This window comes from Hydrogenophaga sp. YM1 (genome assembly GCF_016903055.1).
GTDB classification, from domain to species: domain Bacteria; phylum Pseudomonadota; class Gammaproteobacteria; order Burkholderiales; family Burkholderiaceae_C; genus Hydrogenophaga; species Hydrogenophaga borbori.
Genome location: NZ_CP070223.1, coordinates 4,304,579 through 4,321,319, shown reverse-complemented (window position 1 = coordinate 4,321,319; position 16,741 = coordinate 4,304,579). Strand labels below are relative to the sequence as shown.

16 protein-coding genes are annotated in these 16,741 nt (G+C 70.9%); 10 read left to right on the top strand and 6 right to left on the bottom strand.

Going from position 1 to position 16,741, the window contains the following annotated elements; genetic code table 11:
• The first annotated feature begins 5 nt into the window (after positions 1–5).
• Both JNX00_RS20325 and JNX00_RS20320 read left to right on the top strand, forming a co-directional pair.
• Positions 6–1,235 carry a CaiB/BaiF CoA-transferase family protein gene (locus tag JNX00_RS20325; RefSeq protein WP_204743498.1) on the top strand — a complete coding sequence of 410 codons (1,230 nt, stop codon included), beginning with the start codon at positions 6–8 and terminating at the stop codon, positions 1,233–1,235.
• Between the two features lie 14 nt (positions 1,236–1,249).
• On the top strand, positions 1,250–2,044 hold the full coding sequence (locus JNX00_RS20320) for an enoyl-CoA hydratase/isomerase family protein (RefSeq protein ID WP_204743497.1): 795 nt from the start codon (positions 1,250–1,252) through the stop codon (positions 2,042–2,044).
• A 10-nt stretch (positions 2,045–2,054) separates the two neighbouring features.
• On the opposite strand, the gene JNX00_RS20315 is transcribed toward JNX00_RS20320, so the two are convergent.
• From JNX00_RS20315 to dctP, 3 genes are all read right to left on the bottom strand, one after another.
• On the bottom strand, positions 2,055–2,777 hold the full coding sequence (locus tag JNX00_RS20315) for an aldolase (RefSeq protein WP_204743496.1): 723 nt from the start codon (positions 2,775–2,777) through the stop codon (positions 2,055–2,057).
• The gene (locus JNX00_RS20310) at positions 2,774–3,697 is read right to left on the bottom strand and encodes a delta(1)-pyrroline-2-carboxylate reductase family protein (protein ID WP_204743495.1); all 924 of its coding nucleotides are present in this window, start codon (positions 3,695–3,697) and stop codon (positions 2,774–2,776) included. Before JNX00_RS20310 ends, JNX00_RS20315 begins: the two co-directional genes overlap by 4 nt.
• An 83-nt stretch (positions 3,698–3,780) precedes the next feature.
• Positions 3,781–4,863 (bottom strand): TRAP transporter substrate-binding protein DctP, encoded by a 1,083-nt coding sequence (dctP, locus tag JNX00_RS20305; protein WP_070399305.1) that lies wholly within the window; start codon positions 4,861–4,863, stop codon positions 3,781–3,783.
• 271 nt (positions 4,864–5,134) lie between these two features.
• Here dctP and JNX00_RS20300 point away from each other — a divergent pair, with 271 nt between their 5' ends.
• Positions 5,135–5,608: a (2Fe-2S)-binding protein gene (locus JNX00_RS20300; RefSeq protein WP_070399306.1), complete on the top strand. Its 474-nt coding sequence runs from the start codon at positions 5,135–5,137 to the stop codon at positions 5,606–5,608.
• Positions 5,609–5,621: 13 nt separating this feature from the next.
• Positions 5,622–7,868 (top strand): xanthine dehydrogenase family protein molybdopterin-binding subunit, encoded by a 2,247-nt coding sequence (locus JNX00_RS20295; RefSeq protein WP_204743494.1) that lies wholly within the window; start codon positions 5,622–5,624, stop codon positions 7,866–7,868.
• A gap of 90 nt (positions 7,869–7,958) precedes the next feature.
• On the opposite strand, the gene JNX00_RS20290 is transcribed toward JNX00_RS20295, so the two are convergent.
• A complete protein-coding gene (locus tag JNX00_RS20290) occupies positions 7,959–8,882 on the bottom strand; it encodes an AraC family transcriptional regulator (RefSeq protein WP_070399308.1) in 924 nt (307 codons plus the stop codon).
• Between the two features lie 186 nt (positions 8,883–9,068).
• Between JNX00_RS20290 and JNX00_RS20285 the strand changes: the two genes are divergently transcribed.
• The gene (locus JNX00_RS20285) at positions 9,069–10,013 is read left to right on the top strand and encodes an RNA polymerase sigma-70 factor (protein WP_070399309.1); all 945 of its coding nucleotides are present in this window, start codon (positions 9,069–9,071) and stop codon (positions 10,011–10,013) included.
• A 48-nt stretch (positions 10,014–10,061) separates the two neighbouring features.
• Positions 10,062–10,520 carry a carboxymuconolactone decarboxylase family protein gene (locus JNX00_RS20280; RefSeq protein ID WP_070399532.1) on the top strand — a complete coding sequence of 153 codons (459 nt, stop codon included), beginning with the start codon at positions 10,062–10,064 and terminating at the stop codon, positions 10,518–10,520.
• 15 nt (positions 10,521–10,535) lie between these two features.
• Here JNX00_RS20280 and JNX00_RS20275 read toward each other — a convergent pair whose 3' ends face one another.
• Positions 10,536–11,426, bottom strand: coding sequence for a LysR family transcriptional regulator (locus JNX00_RS20275; RefSeq protein ID WP_070399310.1), 891 nt, complete (start codon positions 11,424–11,426; stop codon positions 10,536–10,538).
• Between the two features lie 101 nt (positions 11,427–11,527).
• Here JNX00_RS20275 and JNX00_RS20270 point away from each other — a divergent pair, with 101 nt between their 5' ends.
• On the top strand, positions 11,528–12,142 hold the full coding sequence (locus JNX00_RS20270) for an NAD(P)H-dependent oxidoreductase (RefSeq protein ID WP_070399533.1): 615 nt from the start codon (positions 11,528–11,530) through the stop codon (positions 12,140–12,142).
• 21 nt (positions 12,143–12,163) lie between these two features.
• On the opposite strand, the gene JNX00_RS20265 is transcribed toward JNX00_RS20270, so the two are convergent.
• Positions 12,164–13,066, bottom strand: a complete 903-nt coding sequence (locus tag JNX00_RS20265; protein WP_204743493.1) for a LysR substrate-binding domain-containing protein — start codon at positions 13,064–13,066, stop codon at positions 12,164–12,166.
• 100 nt (positions 13,067–13,166) lie between these two features.
• Between JNX00_RS20265 and JNX00_RS20260 the strand changes: the two genes are divergently transcribed.
• The 3 genes from JNX00_RS20260 to JNX00_RS20250 all read left to right on the top strand — a co-directional run bounded on the left by JNX00_RS20260 (position 13,167) and on the right by JNX00_RS20250 (position 16,719).
• Complete coding sequence (locus JNX00_RS20260; protein WP_204743492.1) at positions 13,167–14,390, top strand: FAD-dependent monooxygenase; 1,224 nt, start codon at positions 13,167–13,169, stop codon at positions 14,388–14,390.
• A 161-nt stretch (positions 14,391–14,551) separates the two neighbouring features.
• A complete protein-coding gene (locus JNX00_RS20255) occupies positions 14,552–15,592 on the top strand; it encodes a TRAP transporter substrate-binding protein (RefSeq protein ID WP_204743491.1) in 1,041 nt (346 codons plus the stop codon).
• 41 nt (positions 15,593–15,633) lie between these two features.
• Positions 15,634–16,719 carry an aromatic ring-hydroxylating dioxygenase subunit alpha gene (locus JNX00_RS20250; RefSeq protein ID WP_204743490.1) on the top strand — a complete coding sequence of 362 codons (1,086 nt, stop codon included), beginning with the start codon at positions 15,634–15,636 and terminating at the stop codon, positions 16,717–16,719.
• The last annotated feature ends 22 nt before the right edge of the window (positions 16,720–16,741 follow it).

The following is a 16,741-nucleotide window of genomic DNA, read 5'->3' as shown; positions in this document are numbered from 1 at the left end:
CGCACATGAAACGCCTGCCCCTCACCGGCATCCGGGTCCTGGACCTCAGCCGCATCCTCGCCGCGCCGCTGGCCGCGCAGTCCCTGGGCGACCTCGGCGCCGAGGTCATCAAGATCGAGCGCCCGGGGCGCGGCGACGAGGCGCGCCGCTGGGGACCACCCTTCCTGAAAGACCGCGACGGCCGCGACACGCGCGAGTCGCCCATGTACCTCTCGGCCAACCGCAACAAGCGCTCCATCACCATCGACCTCGCCCGCCCCGAGGGCCAGGACCTGGTGCGCCGACTCGTCGAACGCAGCGACGTGCTGATCGAGAACTACAAGGTCGGCGACCTTCAGCGCTACGGCCTGGACTACGACTCGCTCCAGCGCGTGAACCCGCGCCTGGTCTATTGCTCCGTCACGGGTTTCGGCCAGACCGGCCCCTACGCCGCGCAGCCCGGCTACGACACGGTGTTCCAGGCCATGAGCGGCCTCATGTCCGTGACTGGCCTGCCCGACGGCGTGCCCGGCGGCGGCCCCATGAAGACCGGGCCCAGCCTGGCCGATTTCATGGCCGGCCAGTTCGCGACCGCCGGTGTCCTGGCCGCGCTGTACGAGCGCGACACCCACTCGGGCGAGGGCGCGCACATCGACATCGCCTTGCTCGACAGCACCATCGTGGCGCAAACGCATTCGGTGGCGACCTACCTGGCCACCGGCCAGGTGCCGCCGCGCCGCGGCACCGAGGGCAACGGCGGCTTGCCTTCGCAGGCCTTTGCCTGCGCCGACCGCAGCGTCATCGTCATCTGCGGCAGCGAGGAGCAATACCGCCAGTTCTGCGAGGTGCTGGGCCATCCCGAGTTGGCGAGCGACCCCCGCTTCGCCACCAACAGCGATCGCCTGCGCCACCGCACGGAACTGGCCTCGACCTTCGGCGCCATCACCGCGCGCTGGACCTCGGCCGAGCTGCTCGCCGCGCTCAAGAACGCCGGCATTCCCAGCGGCCCGGTCAACAGCTACCCCGAGGTGTTCGCCGACCCGCAGGTGCAGCACCGTGGCGTGGCGCTCGTGGCCGAGCACGCGCAGGCCGGCCCCACGCGCTTCTGTGGCAGCCCGATCCGCTTCACCGGCGTGGCCGACCGCGCGCCCATGGCGCCGCCGGTGCTGGGCCAGCACACCGACGAGCTGCTGCGCGAGGTGCTGGGGCTCGATGAGGCCGCCATCGCGGCCTTGCGCGGGAAGGCCGTGCTCTGAGCCCGGGGGCCGCGATGCACGCGTACGACACCCTGTTGCTCGGCGTCGACGGCGGCGTGGCCCGCCTGACGCTCAACCGCCCCGAGGCGCGCAACGCCATCAGCCGCCGCATGGCCGATGAGCTGACCGAGGCGCTGCGCGCGCTGCGCGCGCGCGAGGACGTGCGCGTCCTGGTGCTGCACGGCGCGGGCGAGCACTTCTGCGCCGGCGGCGACGTCAAGGGCATGGGCGAGGCCGGTCCGCGCGGCGCGCCCGAAGCCCGGGCCGGCATGGCGCGCTACCGCCACATGACCGAGGCCCTGCACGGTTTCGACAGGCCAGTCATCGCCGCCGTGGACGGCGTGGCCTACGGCGCCGGCTTCAGCCTGCTGCTGCTGGCCGACCTGGTGCTGCTGAGCGAGCGCGCGCGCCTGTGCATGGTGTTCGGGCGCGTGGGCCTGGTGCCCGATTGCGGCGCGCTGCACACGCTGCCGCGCGTGGTGGGCCTGCAGCGCGCCAAGGAGCTGGTGTTCTCCGCGCGCGAGGTCCGCGCGCCCGAGGCGCTGGCGCTGGGGCTGGCGATGGAGGTGCTGCCCGCGCAGACCCTGCTCGACCGCGCCCTGGCGCTGGCGGCGGCGCTGCGCGAGGCCTCGCCGCTGGCTTTGTCGCTCGCCAAGCGCGCCTTGAACCGGTCCTTCGACCAGGACCTCGCCGGCCTGCTCGACGCGGAGGCCGATGCGCAGGCGCTGGCCTTGTGCAGCGAAGCGCACGCCGAGGCGGTTCGGCGCTTCGTGCACAAGGCACCCGCACGCTTCGCCTGGCCGGACTGATCGGGCGCGCTCAGAGGCGGCGCCGCAGCGCCTCGAAGAACAACTCGGACTGCAGGCGTTCGCCCAGGGTCTGTTCGGCCACGCGCGCGGCCATCTCGGGCGTGCTGGGCGCCAGCGGCAGGCCACTGGAGGCGGCGAGCACCTGCGCCATGCAGGCGCGCTCCAGGTAGTAGAGGTCGTCGAAGGCGTGGTCGATGCGCGCGCCGCAGACGATGACGCCGTGGTTGGCGAGGAAGGCCACCTCGGCGCCGCCCATGGCGCGCGCAATGCGCTCACCCTCGGCGTGGTCGAGCGCGAGGCCGTTGTAGACCGGGTCGCTGGCCACGCGACCATGGAAGCGCATGGCGTTCTGCGACAGTGTGCTGTCCAGCGCGCGCTCGCGCGTGAGCGTGAGCGCGGTGGCGTAGGGCATGTGGGTGTGCAGCACCACGGCCTGGCGCGCCACGCGGTGCACGCCGGCGTGGATGTGCATGGCCGTGCTCTCCACCGGGTGGCGGCCCGCGAGCGCACGGCCCTGCGTGTCCACCATGACGATGTCCTCGGCCTGCACCTCCTGCCAGAGCAGGCCGCGCGGGTTGAGCAGGAAGCGGCCCGAGCCGTCGGGCAGCTCCACGCTGAAGTGGTTGCACACGCCTTCGGACAGGCCGAAGTGCGCGGCGGCGCGCAGCGCGAGCGCGAGGTCGGCGCGCAGGCGGCGCACGGGTTCGGTGTGGAAGTCTTGTTCGTGGTTCATGCGTTGATGTCGGTGAGATCGGCCGCCACCAGCCGGGCGGCCGCGAGGTCCCAGCCCGCCCAGCCGCAGTTCTTGAAGAACACCGGGCCCGCCGGGCGCGGGCGCGCCAGCCAGTCGGCCAGCGTGGGCACGGCGGGCACGTCGAGGCCGGCCTGCAGCAGGTCGCCGGCCTCGTGGTCGGCGTCGCGCGTGTCCACCGCCAGCGCGCCGCGCGCGGCGACGTGGCGGCAGACCTCGGGCGCCCATTCGAGCATGGTGGGCGTGAAGGCGCCCACGGCGGCGATGAAGGCGTCGTCGCGCGGCAGGGCGCGCAGCGACGCGGCCTGCGCCGGGGTGGCGCTCACCACCAGCGGGCAGTCGGCGAGCGCGGCGTTGGCGTCGTCCACGCGCCGGGCGTCCAGGCCGAGGTCGCGCGCGTGCGCGACCAGGGCATCGGCGCTGGCCGCACCGCGCGAGGCCACGCGCACCTGCCGCACGCCCAGACCACTGGCGAAGGCCTCCAGGTGGGCGCGCCCCTGCACGCCGGCGCCCACGATGAGCAGCGGGCCGTCGGTGTGCGGCGCGAGCGTGCGCGCGGCCAGCAGCGAGACGGCGGCGGTGCGGCGCGCCGTCACTGTGGGGCCGTCGAGCAGGGCCAGGCGGCGGCCGTCGCGCGCGTCGAACACCACCACGTCGCCCTGGATCGCGGGCAGGCCGCGCGTGGCGTTGTCGGCGACGAAGCTGATCAGCTTGGTGATGGCCACGCGCGCGTCGGTGGCGGGCATGGCGAAGAAGGTGCCGCCCGCGGGCAGGGGCAGCACGGTGCGCGCCGGCACCTTCACCGTGGGGTCGCGCAGCAGCGCGGCGATGGCGTCGGCGAGCGCGGGGTAGGGCAGGGCGGCGGCGGTGGCCTCGGCGGCGTACAGGCGGGGTGGGCTCATGGACCGATGATGCGGCATGGCGCCGGACCCGCGGACAAAAAAAAGCCCGCCGGGCGGCGGGCTTTGTCTCGGGGCCGGACCGTTCAGATCTTGGCCGAGGTGATGTAACTGTCGTAGCGCCACTCGGAGAAGCGGCTCCACAGGATCTGGTCGCGCTGGAAGGCGCGCATGTCCTGGTGGATCTTCTTGAACTCGGGCGACTTGGCCTCGTGCTCGGCGAAGACCTCCATCGCGGTCTTGAAGCCGGCGTCCATCACGGCCTTGGGGAAGGCGACCAGCTTGGTGCCCGAGGCCACCAGGCGCTTGAGGGCGATGGGGTTCTGCGCGTCGTACTTGGCGGTCATGTCGCGCGCGGCCACGGCACCGGCGGCGCGCACGATGGCCTTGTTCTCGGCGGACAGGGCGTCGAAGGCCTTCTTGTTGATGAAGAACTCCAGCTCGGCGCCGCCTTCCCACCAGCCGGGGTAGTGGTAGAAGGGCGCGACCTTGTTGAAGCCCAGGCGCTCGTCGTCGAAGGGGCCGACGAACTCGGTGGCGTCCAGCGTGCCCTTCTCCAGGGCCTGGTACACCTCACCGGCGGGCATGTTCTGCGCCACCACGCCCAGCTTGGCCATGGACTCGCCGAACAGGCCGCCGCCCATGCGCATCTTCAGGCCCTTGAGGTCGGCCACGGTCTTGATTTCCTTGCGGTACCAGCCGCCCATCTGGGTGCCGGTGTTGCCGGAACTCATGGAGAGGATGTTGTACTTGGCGTAGAACTCGTCCATGAGCTTGCGGCCGTTGCCGTGCTCCATCCAGGCGTCCATGTGGCGCGCGGTCAGGCCGAAGGGCACGGCGCAGCCGAAGGCGAAGATGGAGTCCTTGCCGGTGAAGTAGTAGGACGCGGTCTGCGCCATCTCGATGGTGCTGTCCTGGATCGCGTCGACCACGCCGAAAGCGGGCACGATCTCGCCGGCGGCGTGGATGGAGACCTCGAACTTGCCGCCGGACAGCGCCTTCACGGTCTCGGAGAACTTCTCGGCCGAACCGAAGATGGTGGGCAGCGATTTCGGGAAGCTCGACGCCAGGCGCCAGCGCACGGCGGCCTGGGCATGCACCGCGGGTGCGATGCCGGTGGCGAGCACGCCGGCGATGCCGGCGTTCTTGATGAGGGAACGGCGATCCATGGAAATTGACTCCTCGGGAAACGGGGGGTGGGGTTGCGGACGCAACCACCTATAGGGAGGGGCAGTATGCCACCCCCCATTCCTAGGGTTTCCACTAGATGGCGCCCCACCCCAAGGCCTGGGCCGCGCGCGCCTGGGCCTGGAGGATCAGGCAAGCATCTCGCAGCCCTGTGCTAACACCCCCGGGGGACGCTGGCCAACACTCCCGGCCATGCCGGTGGCCTGGGCCCCGGCATGGCCGATCCGCTTCCTTTTCCCCTTGGGAGACCCCATGACCACCCTTCAAGTCAATGGCCGGAACCACACGCTCGATGTGGACCCCGGCACCCCCGTGCTCTGGGCCCTGCGCGACAACCTGGGCATGACCGGCACCAAGTTCGGCTGCGGCGCGGCGCTGTGCGGCGCCTGCACCGTGCACCTCGATGGCCAGGCCATCCGCTCCTGCATCACGCCCGTGGGCAGCGTGGAGGGCCGGGCGATCACCACCATCGAGGCCGTGGCGCAAGGCGAGGACCGCGTGGGCCGCGCCGTGCACGAGGCCTGGGTGAAGCACGACGTGGCGCAGTGCGGCTACTGCCAGAGCGGCCAGATCATGAGCGCCACGGCCTTCCTCAAATCGCTGCCCAAGGGCCAGCGGCCGAGCGCCGCCGACATCGACGCGGCCATGGCCGGCAACGTGTGCCGCTGCGGCACCTACGAGCGCATCCGCGCCGCCGTGGCCGAGGCCGCGCGCGCCATCGCCTGACGGAGGAACGGACATGCTGCCTTCCACCTTCACCCCCGAACTGCCCCGCGCGCTGCAGCTGATGCTGGCGCGCGGCGGCGCGCCCGCCGAGGGCGCGGCCGAGCTGCCGCGTCGCGGCTTCCTCAAGCTCGCCGTGGCCAGCGGCTTCGCGCTGGGCCTCGCGCCCCTGGCCGCCCAGGCCCAGGGCGCGGGCGCGCCCGACGCGGCGCTCAAGCCCACGCAGCGGCCCGGCGCCTTCGTCGCCATCGCCACCGACGGGACCGTCACCGTCACCGTGAACCGGCTCGAATTCGGCCAGGGCGTGCAGACCGCGCTGCCCATGGTGCTGGCCGAGGAGCTGGACGCCGACTGGAGCCAGGTGCGCAGCCAGCTCGGCACCAATGACCCGGCCTATGCCGACCCGCTGGCGGGCATGCACCTCACGGGCGGCTCCACGGCCGTCAAGAACAGCTTCACGCAGTACCGCGAACTCGGTGCCCGCACGCGCGCCATGCTGGTGGGCGCGGCCGCCGCGCGCTGGCAGGCCGACCCGGCCACGCTGCGCACCGAGGCCGGCCACGTCATCGGTCCCGGCGGCCGCCGCGCCAGCTACGGCGAACTGGCCGAGGCCGCGATGCAGCAGCCCGTGCCCGAGCGCGTGGCGCTGAAGGACCCGAAGCGCTTCAAGCTCATCGGCCAGCCCACCACGCGGCTGGACGCGCGCGCCAAGAGCAGCGGCCGGCAGGACTTCGGCATCGACGTGCGCCGCCCGGGCCAGCTCACGGCCGTGATCGCGCGCCCGCCGGTGTTCGGCGCCAAGCTGCGCTCGGTGGACGACGGCGCCGCGCGCGCCGTGAAAGGCGTGAAGGCCGTGCTGCGCGTGCCACTGGACCGCGGCGCCGAGGGCGTGGCCGTGGTGGCCGAGGGCTACTGGCCCGCCAAGCTCGGGCGCGACGCGCTCAAGCTCGACTGGGCCAGCGACGCGGTGGACAAGGTCGACAGCGAACGCCAGCTCGCCCAGTACCGCGAGCTCGCCGGTCGGCCCGGCGCGGTGCATTTCGACGCCGACATGGCGCCGCTGGCCACGGCGCCGAAACGCATCGAGGCCGAGTTCGTCTTTCCCTACCTCGCGCACGCGCCCATGGAGCCGCTCAACTGCACGGTGGAGCTCGCCGAGGGCGGCGCCACGCTGTGGGTGGGCACGCAGATGCCGGGCCTGGACGGCCTGGCCGCGGCGCGCGCCCTGGGCCTCAAGCCCGAGCAGGTGCGCGTGAACGTGCAGGCGGCCGGCGGCGGCTTCGGCCGGCGCGGCGTGCCCAGCAGCGAGTACGTGGTCGAGGCCTGCCAGATCGCCCGCGCCGCGCGCGAGGCGGGGGTGCGCGCGCCGGTGCGCACCGTCTGGAGCCGCGAGGACGACATCAAGGGCGGCTACTACCGCCCCATGCACCTGCACCGCGCGCGCATCGGCTTCGATGAGCGCGGCCGCGTGCTGGCCTGGGACCACGTGATCGTGGGCCAGTCCATCATCGCCGGCAGCCCCTTCGAACCCTTCATGGTGAAGAACGGCGTGGACCAGACCGCCGTGGAAGGCATGCGCGCGCCCTATCCGCTGCCCATGCGCCTCACCGTGCACCACCCCCAGCTGAACGTGCCCGTGCTGTGGTGGCGCAGCGTGGGCTCCACGCACACCGCTTTCGTGATGGAGACGCTGATCGACCAGATCGCGCGCGAGACGAACCAGGACCCGGTGGCCTACCGGCTGGCGATGTTCGGCGATCAGCACCCGCGCCACCGCGACGCGCTGAAGCTCGCGGTGGACAGGAGCGGCTACGGCAAGCGCAAGCTGGCCGAGGGCCGCGCCTGGGGCGTGGCGGTGCACGAGAGCTTCGACTCGGTGGTGGCCTACGTGGTCGAGGCCTCGGTGAAGGACGGCGCACCCGTGCTGCACCGGGTGACGGCGGGCGTGCACTGCAACCTCGTGGTCAACCCGCGCACGGTGGAGGCGCAGGTGCAGGGCGCGGCGCTGATGGGCCTGGGCATGTGCCTGCCCGGCGCGGCCATCACGCTCAAGGACGGCGTGGTCGAGCAGGGCAACTTCGGCGACTACCGCGTCGCGCGCATCACCGAGATGCCGACGGTGGCCGTGCACACCGTGCCCAGCGCCGACCCGCCCACCGGCATGGGCGAGCCCGGCCTGCCGCCGCTGGCGCCGGCGTGGGCGAACGCGCTGGCGAGGATCACCGGCAAGCCCTTGCGCGACCTGCCCTTCAAACTGGGGTAGCACCCCCGCCGCGCTTCGCGCGACCCCCTCGAGGGGGCGGCGCCTGCGGCCTGGCACAGCCGGTTCCGCGGTGCCTCTGGGGGCGCTGCTTCAGGCGGGCACCGGTGTGTATCCCTCGCCGGTGCCCAGCGCGCTCTCCAGGTCGCGCAGCGGCGACAGGCCGAACTGGCGGCTGTACTCGCGGCTGAACTGGGAGGCGCTCTGGTAGCCCACGCGGTAGCCGGCGCTGCCCACGTCCAGCCGCTCCACCAGCATCAGCCGGCGCGCCTCCTGCAGGCGCAGGCGCTTCTGGTACTGCAGCGGCGTCATGGCGGTGACCAGGCTGAAGTGGTGGTGCAGGGACGAGGCGCTCATGCCCACCTGGCTGGCCAGGGCCTCGATGCGCAGCGGCTGCCTGTAGTTCTGGCGCAGCCAGGCGATGGCCTTGGCGATCTTGTTGCTGGGGCTGTTGGCCGAGGCGATGCGCAACAGGGCGGGGCCGTGCGGACCGGTGAGCAGGCGGTAGAGGATCTCCTGTTCGATCAGCGGCGCCATGGCCGCGATGTCCTGCGGGCGCTCGAGCAGGCGCACCAGGCGCAGCATGGCGTCCAGCAGCTCCAGCGGCGCCTTGTGCACGGCCACGCCGCGCAGGCTGTCGCCGCGCAGCGCCTCGGGCGGCAGGCTCACGCGCGACAGCACCTCCTGCAGGCGCGCGCCGTCGATGGCCATGCCCAGGCTCAGCTTGGGCCGCTCGGGCGTGGCCTGCACGATGCACGAGATGACGGGCAGGTCCAGCGTCACCACCAGGCAATCGCCGACGCCGTAGTGGTAAACCTCCTCGCCCAGGGTGAGGCGCTTGGCGCCCTGCGTGACCAGCGCGAAGCAGGGCCACTGCGCCGTGTGCATGGGCAGCGAGGGCGAGCTCTGGCGGGCGAAGAACAGGTGGTCCACCGCGGTGGGCGTGAGGCCGTCGCGGTCGGTGGATCGGGCAATGATGCCGTTGATCTCGCTCAGGTAGTCGTCGGGCTTGAGCATGGGGCGTTCAGACGTAGGGGCGGCGCCGGGATGATCCCGCAAATGGCCCGATCCTCCACGCCCGTGGGGTCAAACGGGCGCGGGTCCGCAGGATCGGGCAAGCCCGGCGGAGGATCGTGGCAGCCGCCCGTCGGGCTGTCGCGCGGCCCTGGTCACAATCGCTCCCTCCCATCCGTCTGGCGCGTCATGAACGATCACACCCTGGACAGCTTCCTGCGCCTGCGGCCCCGGCTGCGGGGCATCGCCTACCGCATGCTGGGCTCGGCCGCCGACGCCGACGAGGTGGTGCAGGACGCCTGGCTGCGCTGGCACGGCACCGAGCACGCGTCGGTGGACAACGCCGAGGCCTGGCTGGTCTCCGTCACCACCCGCCTGGCCATCGACCGGCTGCGCGCGGCCCAGTCGCGGCGCGAGCAGTACGTGGGCACCTGGCTGCCCGAGCCCATCCTCACCGAGGCCGAGGCGCCGCACACGCCCGAGCAGATGCTGGAGCGGGCCGACCAGCTCTCGCTCGCCTTCCTCGCGGTGCTCGAGCGCCTGGCGCCCGAGGCGCGCGCGGCCTTCCTGCTGCGCGACATCTTCGAGGCCGAGTACGGCGAGGTGGCGGCGGCGCTGGGCAAGAGCGAGGCGGCCTGTCGCCAGCTGGTGCACCGCGCGCGAACCCTGCTCAAGGACGGGCGCGCGCGCCAGACCGTGCCGCCCGAGGACCAGCGGCGCCTGCTGAGCGCCTTCGCCGAGGCGGCGTCGCGCGGCGACATCAGCGGCCTGAAGGCCGTGCTGGCCGAGGACGCGCGGCTCGTCAGCGACGGCGGTGGCAAGGTGCCCAGCTTTGGCGTGCCCCTGCTGGGCGGCCAGCGCATCGCGCAGCTCTACCTGGCCACCAGCCTGCGCTTCGCGGGCCGCGTGCACTACGAACTGGCCCCGCTCAACGGCGAATGGGGCCTGCTGCGCTTCATCGACGGCGCGCTGGAGTCGGCGCAGGCGCTGCGGATCGAGGACGGCCGCGTCGTGGGCATCCAGGTGCAGCGCAACCCCGACAAGCTGCGGCACATCGCGCAGGCACTGGGTCACGCGCAGCTGGACCCATCGGTCACGAACTACGTCACAGGAGACGGCGCCGCTTCGTCTTGAAGGGGTGAAGGCTTTCTTCATTTCTTCTCACAACGAAAGGTGATCCCCGTGAACGCTCCCCGTCTCCCCTGGACCGAGATCGCGCCCAAGACCTACCAGGCCATGGCCGCCGTCAAGGCCAGCACCATGCGCTCCACGCTGGGCAAGGGCCTGATGTCGCTGATGGACCTGCGCGTGTCGCAGATCAATGGCTGCGCCTTCTGCGTCGACATGCACACGCGCGAGCTGCGCCAGCACGGCGAGGCCTGGCAGCGCATCAACAGCCTGTGCACCTGGCGCGAGACGGTGCTGTACAGCCCGCGCGAACGCGCGGCGCTGGCCTGGGCCGAGGCATTGACGCGCCTGCCGGACGGGCACGCGGGCCACGACGCCGCCTTCGACGCGCTGCGCGACCACTTCAACGACCAGGAGATCGTTGAACTCAGCTGGACCATCGCCCAGATCAACACCTGGAACCGCATGGCCGTGGGCATGCACGCGCCGCTGCCCGACAAACCGATCGAATAACGGTAGCCGCTGCGCTTAACCGGCCCCGCGCGCGTTGGCCAGCAGGATCTCGGCCAGGCGCTGCGCGGCCGGGCCGGCGCCCTCGCGGTCGCCGAACACCAGGTACAGGTCGGCGAAGCGCTCGCCGCCGCGCCGCATGGGCAGGGGCTTGAGCCGGCCCGCGTCGAGGTCCTGGCGGATCAGTTCCTCCGGCAGCCAGGCGAAGCCGTGGCCGCCGCGCGCGGCCTCGATGGAGGTGGAGATGTGGCTCACCGTCCAGCGGCGCGGCGTCTGCACCGCCGGCTCGTGGCCGCGCTGCGGGCTGGTCTCGCGCACCACCAGGTGGCGGTGCTGCCGCAGGTCGCGCAGCGTGACGGCGCGGTCCAAGCGGTGCAGGGGGTGGTCCGGGTGGGCCACCAGCAGGAAGCGCACGCGCATCAGGTGCTGGCCCTCGTAGCCCGTGGGCACGGTGCCGTAGATGGCGATGTCGATGCCGCCTTCTTCCAGCAGCGAGCTGCGGTGGCCGAGCACGGCCTCCACCACCTCGACGCGCGTGTGCTCGGCGCTCTGGCCGAAGCGCTCCAGGCAATCGAACAGGCGCCGGTTGGGGTAGATCACCTCCACCGCCAGCCGCAGCTCGGCTTCCCAGCCCAGCGACAGGCAGGCCGAGGCCGATTCCAGCGCGGCGGCCTCGGCCACCAGGTAGCGCGCGCGCTGGTAGAGCTGCTCGCCGGTGGGCGTGAGCCGGGCCTTGCGGCCCTCCAGCTCGAACACCTGCACGCCCAGCTGCGCCTGGATCTGCTGCACCGCGTAGGTGACGGAGGACTGGCTGCGGCTGAGCTGCTCGGCCGCGCGCGCGTAGCCGCCGGCCTCCACCACGGCCACCAGGGCGTTCCATTGATCGAGCGTGACGCGGGGGTGGGCCATGGCTTTTATGATCGATTGAGTAGATGGTTTTGAGCGGAATTTTGCGCTTTTTCATTCGATCAGTCGATGTTTCAATGGCGCATCCCAACAAGGAACCCGCCATGAAAACCCTGCTCCTGATCCGCTCCAGTCTCCTGCTCGGCAACGGCCAGTCCAACCGCCTGGCCGACCGCTACGTCGCCGCCTGGCAGGCCGCCCACCCCGAGGGCCGCGTCGTCGTGCGCGACCTCGCGACCCAGCCCGTGCCGCACCTGGACCTGGCGCGCGTGGGCGCCTTCTCCACGCCGGCCGAGCAGCGCACGCCCGAACAGCAGGCCCTGGTGGCCGAGTCCGACGCGCTCATCGCCGAGCTGCAAAGCGCCGACGTGGTGGCGCTGGGCCTGCCGCTCTACAACTTCGGCATCCCGTCCACGCTCAAGGCCTACTTCGACCACATTGCCCGCGCCGGCGTCACCTTCCGCTACACCGCGGCCGGCGCCGAGGGCCTGGTCAAGGGCAAGCAGGTGCTGGTGTTCGCCGCGCGCGGCGGCCTCTACCAAGGTCAGCCGCACGACACGCAGACGCCCTATGTGCGCAACTTCCTGGGCTTCCTGGGCATGACCGACGTGCGCTTCGTCTTCGCCGAGGGCCTGGCCATGGGCGAGGAACCGCGCCGCGAAGGCCTGCGCGCCGCCGAGGCGGACATCGACGCCCTGCTGGAGCCCGTGGCCGCCTGAGCGCGGTGGCGCCGCAGCCCCTTAGGCGGCTCCCGTGGCCGAACGGCCCAGGTGCTGCGCCAGCGCGCGCAGCAGCGGCGCCGCCGCGGGCGTTGGCGGCACGCCGCGGCGTGCGATCGAGAAAAACTCCATGGTCACCATGGGCTGGCCCATGCGGTGCACGTCGACCGCATAGCGCCGGCAGGTGCTGGCCGCGAAGGCGGGAAGCACCGCCACGCCCTGGCCGGCTTCGGCCATCGCGATCAGCGTGTGCAGGTGAGCGAACACCGGCCGGTCCTCGCGCGGCAGCGCGGGCGCGAGGCGGGCGTCCACGAGCTGCTGGATCGCGTTGTCCGCAGGCAGCGCCAACAGCGGCCGCGCCCGCAAAGCGGCCCAGCTCAATGTGCCGCGGCCATTGAGGGCGGCGGTCAGCGTGCCGCGCGCGCCCACGGCCACCAGCGGCAAGCGCAGCAGCAGCTCGCGCGTGGTGGCCGGCGACTCGCGCAGCAGCACACCCACGCCCACATCCACTTCGCCACGTTCCACCATTGACTGGATCTGTCGGCGGTCAACGTCCTTCACCACCACGCGGATGTCGGGGTGCGTGCGCGCGAGCTCGCGACAGGCCTGCGGAAGAACGTCGGCTGCCACCAGGGGGGTGGCCGCCAGGTGCACGGTGCGCGCGGCGTCGGCCGACAGCTGGCCCAGTTGGCTGGCGACCTCGCGGAAGTCGCGCAGCGTGCGCTCGGCCAGCGGCAGGAGGCGCTCGCCTCCCTGGGTGAGCGACACCGAACGCGTGGTGCGTTCGAACAGGCGGCAGTCGAGCTGGGCCTCCATGTCGCGCAGCATCAGGCTCAGTCCAGCCTGGGTGATGTGGATCTGTTCCGCCGCGCGCGTGAGGTTGCGGCAGCGCGCGATGGCGGCGAAAGCCTCAAGCTGGCGCAAGCTCAAATTCATAAGCAAGGAATATTAATTGATCAGATAACAAAACTTCCCATGTTGAATTCGCCTGGTTCCAATGGCGCCTCTTCAACGAGAGGTGCGCATGGCGAAGGACATCAGCGTCGCGGTGGTCGGCGCGGGCATTGGGGGGCTGACGGCGGCGCTGGCGCTGCTGCGAGCGGGCATCGACGTCGAGGTGTTTGAACAAGCCACGCGCTTCGGCGACGTGGGCGCAGGCATCCAGATGAGCGCCAACGGCACGCGCTGCCTGTTCGGCCTGGGTCTGGAAGAGCCGTTGCGCGCCGTGGCGAGCGTACCGGCGGGCAAGCAGATCCGCCTCTGGAGCACGGGGCAGCGCTGGACCCTGTTCGACCTGGGGGAGCGCTCGGTGGAGCGCTACGGCTTTCCTTACCTGATGCTGCACCGCGCCGACCTGCACGCGGTGTTGGTGCAGGCGGTGCGTGCGCTCAAGCCCGAGGCCATCCGCCTGGGCGCCCAGGTTCAGGAGCATCACGAGCGCGAGGACCGGGTCTGGGTGAAGGCCGCGGGCGCACCGATCGCCGGTTTCGATGCGTTGATCGGCGCCGACGGCATTCACTCCCATTGCCGCGCGCGCCTGTTCGGCGCCGCCACGCCCTGGTTCACCGGGTGCATGGCCTGGCGCGGCCTGGCGTCGGCGAAAGAACTGCCGGACCACCTGTCGGCGCCGGTGGGCACCAACTGGGTCGGCCCGGGGGCGCACGTCATCACCTACCCGGTGCGGCGCGGCGAACTGATCAACGTCGTTGGCGTGGTCGAGCGAAGCGACTGGACGCACGAATCCTGGAACAGCCCCGGTCGCGTGGAGGACTGCTTGAGAGACTTCCGGGGCTGGCACGAGGACGTGCAGCGCTTGTTCCGCGCCATCGACACGCCTTATCAGTGGGCGCTGCTGGGCCGCGACCCCATGCTCCGCTGGAGCAAGGGCCGCGCGACCCTTCTGGGCGACGCCTGCCACCCGACGCTGCCCTTCCTGGCGCAGGGCGCGATGATGGCCATCGAAGACGGCGTGGTGCTCGCGAGATGTCTGGCGGCGTCGCCGCGGGATCCGGCGTCCGCCTGGCGACGCTACGAGTCACTGCGCCACGAGCGAACGGCGCGCATCGTGCGCGGCTCCGCCGACAACGCGCGGCGCTTCCACAACCCCGAGCTCGCCCATGCCGAAGGGGCTGCCGCTTACGTCGACCGGGAATGGTCGCCCGAACAGGTGAGTCGCCGCTACGACTGGCTCTTCGCCTACGACGCCGCGCGCGCCGCAGAAGGGGTGGACGCGGCAGTTCGCACCTGATCGCGTGTGCGCCTACCGGCTTGATCTGTCAAGAGGGTAATCTACATGTTGCGACGTCAACGTTGAGGTAGCAACATAATTTCCACAACAACAAGATCCGGCAGGGAAGGCGCGGCATTCGCCGCAACCACCAAAGCCTGTTCAAACCCCAGGAGACAGACATGATCCGCAGACGCAGCCTTCTCAAGACCGGTGCCGCCGCCGCGGTGGCCGGGCCCATCTTCCAAAGCTTTTCCCAGCAGGCGGTGAGCCTGCGCATGCACACGTTCATGGCGCCCACGTCCAACGTCTGGACGATCATGCTCAAGCCCTGGATGGACAAGGTGGAGAAGGAATCGGGAGGGCGCATCCGGTTCGAGGGCTACCCCGCCATGCAGCTGGGTGGCACGCCGCCCCAGCTCTACGACCAGGCGCGCGACGGGGTGGCCGACATCGTGTGGACGCTGCCGGGTTACACGCCGGGGCGCTTCGTGCGCGGCGAGGTGTTCGAGCTACCGTTCATGATGAACGAGGCCGGCGCCACCTCGCGTGCCTACTGGGAGTTCATCCAGACGCAGGCGCCCGACGAGTTCAAGGACACAAAGGTACTCGCCCTGCATGTGCATGGCCGCGGGTCCTTTCATTCGACGCAGCAGATCAAGACCGTCGCCGACCTCAAGGGCATGAAGCTGCGCGCGCCCACGCGCCTCATCACGCGCCTGCTGGCCATGTACGGCGCGGTGCCCGTGGGCATGCCGCTGCCGGGCATTCCGGACGCGCTGTCCAAGGGAACCATCCAGGGCGTGGCGACGGCCTGGGACGTGGTGCCGTCGGTGAAGGTGCACGAACTCACCAAGTTCTCGACCGAATTTGCCGATGAGGTGCCGGCCTTCTACACCGGCACCTTCGTCATGGCCATGAACCGCGCCAAGTACGAGTCGCTGCCGCCAGACCTGAAGCAGGTGATCGATGCCAACTCGGGCATCGACACCTCGGCGCAGTTCGGGACCATCACGCAGTCGAGCGACGCGATCGGTCGCAAGGCGGTGATGGACCGGGGCAATCCGATCTACACGATCTCCAAGGCCGAGGCGGCCGAGTTCATCCGCCTCGCCGGGCCGCTGAAGGATGAGTGGGTGGCCGACATGAACAAGCGTGGTTACGACGGGCAGAAGCTGCTGGCCTCGGCCAAGTCGCTGATCGCCAAGTACGCCAAGACCTGACACCGCCCTCGAGGCGGAGGAATGAGAGAAAGGACCTTCCCATGTTCATCCTGAACACCTGGTACATCGCGGCTTGGGGCCACGAGATCGCCGACAAACCGCTCGCGCGACGCATCTGCGATCAACCCGTCGTGCTGTTCCGTGACCTGAAGACAAAGCAGGTCGCGGCGCTGGAGGACAAGTGCTGCCACCGCGCGGCACCGCTGTCCATGGGTGTGGTGGTGGAGAGCGGCCTGCAATGCGGCTACCACGGCGTTGTGCACGACTGCGCCGGGCGTTGCGTGCACATTCCGGGGCAGGACAAGATTCCCGCACGCGCCAAGGTGCGGGCCTACCCCGTGTTGGAGAAGAACGAGTTCATCTGGATCTGGATGGGCGACCCCGAACTGGCTGACGCTTCGGCGATCGTCGACTACCCCTTCAACGACGACCACCGGAACTGGCCCCACCACCGCGGCTTCTATCACATCAAGGCCGGCTACATGCTCATGGTGGACAACCTGATGGACCTGACCCATCTGGGGTACGTGCACGGCTCCACCATCGGCGGCAATCCGCAGACCCACGTGGAGGCCTTGATGGATGTGACCAAGACCGAGGACAGCCTGAAGTACGTGCGCTGGATGCTCAACTCGGTGCCGCCGCCGACCTACCTGGCCGCCGTGCCCTTCAAGGGTCGGGTGGACCGCTGGCAGGAGTTCGAGTTCTCGCCGCCGAGCAACGTGCTGCAGTGGAGCGGCGCGGTGGACGCCGGCACCGGCGCGCGTGAGAACGGCAACCGGTCAGGCGGTTTCTCGCTGCGTATCTTCCACGGCCTCACGCCCGAGACCGACAACACCTGCTTCTACTTCTACGCGCCCGCCAATGGCTACCGGCCTGAAGATGAGGCCGCGACGGCCGCCCTGATGGACCACATCTCGGAAGCCTTCATGGAAGACAAGCTGATCTGTGAAGGCCAGCAGGCGCGGCTCGACGAGCTGGGTGATGGTGGTCTGGTGGACATCGTCTCCGACGCCACGCGCGTGCAGCTTCGCCGCATCATCCAGCGCATGGCCGAGGCCGAGGCGCGTCAGAACGCCGCGCACGCGCAGGAGGCAGCGCCTCGCGCGGCCGTGCCGCAGGCCTGAGCGAAAGAAGGCGTTCGTGGAG